This window comes from Deltaproteobacteria bacterium (genome assembly GCA_003194485.1).
Classification (GTDB): Bacteria; Desulfobacterota; Dissulfuribacteria; order Dissulfuribacterales; family UBA3076; genus UBA3076.
On record PQXD01000044.1, the window covers coordinates 1 to 5,563 of the forward strand.

Annotated in this window: 7 protein-coding genes; 2 read left to right on the top strand and 5 right to left on the bottom strand. The window is 46.1% G+C overall.

Annotated features, from left to right (window positions below; translation table 11 throughout):
• Window positions 1-811: 811 nt before the first annotated feature.
• Both C4B57_11480 and C4B57_11485 read left to right on the top strand, forming a co-directional pair.
• On the top strand, window positions 812-1,090 hold the full coding sequence (locus tag C4B57_11480) for an XRE family transcriptional regulator (GenBank protein PXF52056.1): 279 nt from the start codon (window positions 812-814) through the stop codon (window positions 1,088-1,090).
• A 17-nt stretch (window positions 1,091-1,107) separates the two neighbouring features.
• Window positions 1,108-1,716, top strand: coding sequence for a hypothetical protein (locus C4B57_11485; GenBank protein PXF52057.1), 609 nt, complete (start codon window positions 1,108-1,110; stop codon window positions 1,714-1,716).
• Between the two features lie 4 nt (window positions 1,717-1,720).
• On the opposite strand, the gene C4B57_11490 is transcribed toward C4B57_11485, so the two are convergent.
• The 5 genes from C4B57_11490 to C4B57_11510 form a co-directional block, all read right to left on the bottom strand.
• Window positions 1,721-3,100, bottom strand: a complete 1,380-nt coding sequence (locus tag C4B57_11490) for a hypothetical protein (protein PXF52058.1) — start codon at window positions 3,098-3,100, stop codon at window positions 1,721-1,723.
• A gap of 1 nt (window position 3,101) precedes the next feature.
• Complete coding sequence (locus C4B57_11495; protein ID PXF52059.1) at window positions 3,102-3,980, bottom strand: site-specific DNA-methyltransferase; 879 nt, start codon at window positions 3,978-3,980, stop codon at window positions 3,102-3,104.
• Window positions 3,981-4,424: 444 nt separating this feature from the next.
• On the bottom strand, window positions 4,425-4,613 hold the full coding sequence (locus tag C4B57_11500; protein ID PXF52060.1) for a HicB family protein: 189 nt from the start codon (window positions 4,611-4,613) through the stop codon (window positions 4,425-4,427).
• Between the two features lie 406 nt (window positions 4,614-5,019).
• Entirely contained in the window at window positions 5,020-5,262 is a 243-nt protein-coding gene (locus C4B57_11505; GenBank protein ID PXF52061.1) for a hypothetical protein, read from the bottom strand.
• Window positions 5,259-5,563: IS110 family transposase (locus C4B57_11510; GenBank protein PXF52062.1), on the bottom strand; the 305-nt coding region annotated here is incomplete at its 5' end. The genes C4B57_11510 and C4B57_11505, both read right to left, overlap by 4 nt.

Genomic DNA, 5,563 nt, shown 5'->3' on the forward strand with positions numbered 1-5,563 from the left:
CTTATATGAAATATCCAGTGATCTCTTTCTTTAATTGACGAAACTGCTCAAGCCTGATAATCTCTCTGTCATCCATACTGAAGCCTCCTGTTTGAGATTTTATTTGGTTGGTGCCTATATATATCTTAACAGGAGGTTTCTTTTTTGGTAGTCTATTTCTTTTCTGATATATATGATATGCTTTTGAGGTATATTCTCTATCTGAGTTAATATATAACGTCCTTGACTAAGTAGACTTTTGTCTATCACGCCCGCTAAGGGATTTGGCAACTACAGAGGGTGATACACCCGGTTGACAGCCTGTCTCAGTTAGCGAAGAGGGAAAAGGGACAGCAACTGTGTTGAATGTCAAGCCTGCCTGGAAAGCGCAGGATTCCAGGCAGTGCCGTCCCTGACCATAGCGTCAAGGATAATCAGAAGCTTTCGCATGCACACCGGGCCGTGAGTTTTGCAAGAGGTTCATAATAATAAGGAATATATTTATTTAACCGGGACTTCATCCCAAATTATGCACTTTAAAGGCCGAAAGAGGTATTTTTATTTATAAAATAAGTATGTTATCTTTCAATGGCAGACAAAAATTCTTCACCAAAAAGGTGCCCCCATATAGTGTTTATTTCTTTCGGCCTTTGAAGCCACAAGGGGACAGCCAATTTCACCAAATCTGCTTCGTTGCCGGGCACTTGAAGTACAGGGAGTACGTCTGCGTGCCCTCCGCCTCGTATCTTTGGCAAACTTGGCTGCTGAATAATTCGGGTTCATACTATAGTCTGTAGATTTATAGTCTGCATTCGAACACAAATGATGTTCGATGAAGAAAAACGCTTCAAAAGGCTCGGAAGACAGGCCTATTGCCAAGTCGTTTGGCCAGGTTCTCCAGCAACTTCGCCAAGACCGTGGCCTCTCTCAAGAAGAACTTGGGTTTGCCAGCGGGTATCACCGCACATATATAAGTCTGCTTGAACGGGGGCATAAAAGCCCGTCTCTTCGCACCATCTTTGAATTAGCCAAGGCGTTAAAGGTAGAGCCGTCCGAGATAGTTGAGCGAGTTCAGTCTCTTGCCACCTATCGTTCCAAAAAACAGGCATAAGATCAACTCAGTTTAGCATGAAAATCGTCCGAATGGAGCCAATAATCGACGCCGGGGCATTCTTCCACTCTCATGAATGGAGAGAGATCGAAGGACACATCGTCCAGGCAATCAAGTCGATCGAATGGCCTCCTGGCTCTGGTTCTTTTACGCTCTATGATGAACCTGGCAAAAAGCGCGGCCAGGGTAGCGGTGTCAAACCCATAAAAGAGGCATGTATGCACAAGCTGAAATCTCTGGGTTGGCAGTTGGAAACACCTGTTGACATAGCAACGGTCAGAAGACCAGGACCGATGGATGCTACTCGTCCGGTCGATGATCGCCTCTTCTGCGTTGAGTGGGAAACAGGAAATGTATCATCCAGCCATCGTGCGATAAACAAAATGGCATTGGGTATTCTGAAGAAAATACTGATCGGCGGAGCCTTGATTGTGCCTACCAGAGAAATGTATAAATATCTCACGGATAGGATCGGCAATTTTCCTGAAATCGAACCTTACTTTCCCTTGTGGAGAGCCCTTCGTGTCGAAGAAGGATTGCTCCTCGTCATAGCTGTTGAACACGATGCGGTCAGTCAGGATGTACCACGAATAAAAAAGGGCACTGACGGAAGGGCTCTCCAGTAAAGCCTCAGTTTCGATAGAGCATCAGAATATATTCACGCCGCATTGTATTGGAAATACCCGTGATGGGCCTACTCATCGTTTTTACTGATTGGAAACCATGTTTTGAGCTCAAATCGGTTAGTATTTCATGAAGGCCACGCACTTCTTCGGGGGGTACTCCTAATGCTTTCCCTAACTGGTTGTTGTTTGTCCCAACAATGATTGTACACAGACGATTTGGGCGTAAAACGCGTGCGCATTCTGAGAGCACCTTGTCCATGTCCTGCTTATAGAGCTCAAATTTCTCAGACAACTTGCGTCCGCGAAGGCCCACCATACCCTTACGAAGGTTATCTGTCTCGACTCCGAGGAAATTCAAATGGAAAGAATCGTTTTTCAGGTAATCAACGGCAAAGCTGTATGGCGGAGAGAAAATGATACCGTCCACACTGGCGTCCTCAAGTGGAAGGACCCTCGCATCGCCTTCAAGAGCTTCCGCAGGGGCGAGATCCGATTCTACACCCTTAAGAACATTCTGGATCTTTTCTGCAACAAACAGATAGCGCTCAAGTATGGCCTTGAACTGATCAAACGGCGACCTCCGGCCACTTCTTTCGGAATACCCGGCACTATCCAGGTAAGCCAGCAAAAGGAGATTGTAAGTATCGCGAGTTTCCCGCTCCTTTCCAGTTAGCTGGGGTCTCTTCCCCCCAGTTTCATATTCAGCAGCCGGCTCCATTACCGGCATAATGCCACGGGATGCCACGGTCTTGCGGGTTCTGATACCACGATGCGGTTTGCCAACCTGTTTTTGAAAGTATGCAAATACCTCTTCACAATTCCCCAGCGCCTCACGAGCTCGGGACAAAGACATTGTAAGTGCATCGATTTTCGTCTGGGCCATGAACCTGCAGAACGGGCTCAAGTCTATGCCGATCGATCCTATTCCCATCAAACACGCCTCGACAAGTACAGTGCCGGAACCCATCATAGGGTCCAAGACCGTATGACCTGGCTTAAGGCCCATAACATTCATGATGCCTTTGACCATTTGAGGATGAAATTTACCCCGGTATGGAAAAAGGCCATGGGTTGCATAGCCGGTTCTGAATAGGTTTTTCTCGAAAAAGGACTTCAGCCTGGAAGATGAGTAGTGAGGCAGCTTCAACGATTTACCCGTGCACATAAGGAAGTGTCGAGTGTAGGTGTCGCCTACACGGGCAAAATATGCTCCGTTTCGTATGAGTTCTTCGTCGGCAAGGAGCCGGTTCTCATAGAACGCGAGTTCTAATTCATAGACATCGTCCAGATGCGGCACGAGTTGCCGTTCAACAGGAAACAATTGTGCGGATAAATCCTGTGAGAGGACATCAAGGACGCTCGCCATAGTCACATTCAACCTCATTTCAATCTTCGACGTAATCTTCTGACTTATGAAAACCTATATCTCCATTCTCCAGACGTTCGATGATGACATCACAGCTCTCCAATTCGATGCCAATCCAATGGCGGTTGGTCCGTTCACAAATGTCATATGTGGTTCCGCTTCCACCGAAAGGATCTAAGACAATGTCATGCTCTCTGGTTGAAAGCTGAATAACACGATAAAGAAGCTTAGTGGATAGTTGATTGGCCGTCCTCTTCCTGCTCTTAAATTTCCAATGCCTGACCGGCGGGATGTCATTCCAGACGTCCGTGAGATTAACACCTTTCGGATTCATGGCGTTTCTGTGTCCGCCATAATCCTTAAGCTCCCCTCCACAATGGCGACATCTTTCAATGGGTGTTCGAATTTTCCGGAAGGTCTTTGGTTTTCCCTTGGTGAAATAAAGCAAACTATAATGAGACGGGTAAAGGCGGCCCGGAATAGGCAGACCAAACTTAATATTAATCGCTATCCAATGGCGAAATAACAGGCCCATTTCCATCAAATAATTGCCGAGTATAAGGTTCCACTTCGGCAAATTATATACAAAGAGAGCCCCTCCCGGCTTGAGAAGCCTAACGCATTCCCTGAGCCACTCTTTGGACCAGTTTATGTATTTATCATCCGGTAGCTCGTCGGTTACCCTTGATCCATAATTCTTGGCAAGGTTGAAGGGAGGGTCCGCAAAAGCGGTATCGATCGTCTCACTCCGAATAAGTGGTAGGATTTCAAGGCAGTCTCCTTCATACAAAACCCCCAGTCCTGTATTATGAACACGATAACGCTCTATATCAGCAGATACGATATTCGTCGGGATCCATTGATCCGTCCATTGAAGCGCACGTTGTCTCACTATCATATTTGACTTCACTTGAAAGCTTTACACAAAGACTCGGGCCAGGTCCCAAAATGCCAAAGGTGAGGATTTAGTCAAGATTTCTGGGTCTATGGAAACGTTGCTATGTAATATATCCCCAATGCCCTCATCATTGTTAATCAATTTTTTACTGCACACCTTCCTGCCGTCACTGGATGGATGCCTAATATCTCTGCAATTTCGTTGAATCCCTTGGGGTTTTATTCCCCGTCGCTTGCGGCGTTCCTTGCAGTTCAAGATACCTCGTCCGCTTGCGGCGGGGTAGTTTATTTTATAACCTATGCTTTTAGTAGCAATAAATGAGATCAAATCGCGCGCATGGCAATTCTTCTGTCTTCGATTTCCAGATAAAACCTCATCTTTGTCAGCATCAAGATAGGTTGAAACTTTCTCGACCAGTTCGATAATGGGTCGGCCTGATTTTCATTAGACAGCCACTTCGATAAGTGTAAACCCAACCAACTCTTTGCGCACGCTCAATATATCAGTATTAATTTCCTCCAATCCGCACTCTTCAATATTGATGAGTATAGCCTCGATGAGATTTTTCTTTGCCTGATGAACATCCTCGCCGCAGGAAGCAATATCCAATTCAGGACGATAGGAAACATACATATTACCTTTTACCTTCCTTCCATATCTCCTCAGTCAAACGTATTTTCATTAGCTTAACTCCTTTTGGCGGAATTGGATCTATGGGACATCCTATCTTACCCCTGTCAAGTTAAAATATTTCTTTTTTAAAAACAGCTAGTTGAACATTTAGGTACCTATAAGGCGCAAGTTCCCTGCTGGGCCTGTAACAGCTCCATAAAAGGGTCCGGCGGAACTCTCACCTATAGCGAATCCTGGATCTAATCGTTATCAGTATCCGGCGTGCTTTTAATAAGCCGCCTATCATCCCTTATCCAGATTCCAGAATTCAGTGAGAGGCCCATGATTGTCCCCCACGAGGTCCTAAGGCCTCAACGTTGTTGCTCGGGCTCTCTCGCCGAATAAAATCAGTCATGTTTGTTCCTTTTTAAATATTCTGGTTTGAATGCCTCCTTTTCCTTTTACGCCCTTTTCCCCCGAGAGGCTGGAGGCCTTTTGGCCCGAGGAAAGGGAGTGCTGGTGGCCAGATAGTACCCGTGGCCATTCCCTGCATCGGATGAAAAGTGAGTGCCGTCATATCCAGGGCCGTGCTCCCGATGCAGGGATTTATTGAGAATGCAAAGCCAGTCTCCCTCAATGATGTCTCGGGCTCTCTTGCCAAAAAAATCAATTCTTTTTTACCTTTAGTAATTCAGGATTGAAAGGCTCCTTTTTCTTCATGAGTGTCCATGCAATTATCAGCAGCTTGGCTGCCAGCTTCACTCTCATCTTGGTCTTGATGCCTTTTTCCTTTTCGCGGCCTTTAAGCTTCTCTATAAACCAGGAGGTAAAGTGTTTGTTTCTGGTAGAGGCAATAAGGGCTGCCTGGTATAAAGCATAACGAAGATCAGCTTTACCTCTCTTGGAGATCACAGGTGTAACAGAGTCAGAACGCCTGCCGCTTCTATTGGCGCTTAAGTCCCAGCCGGCTG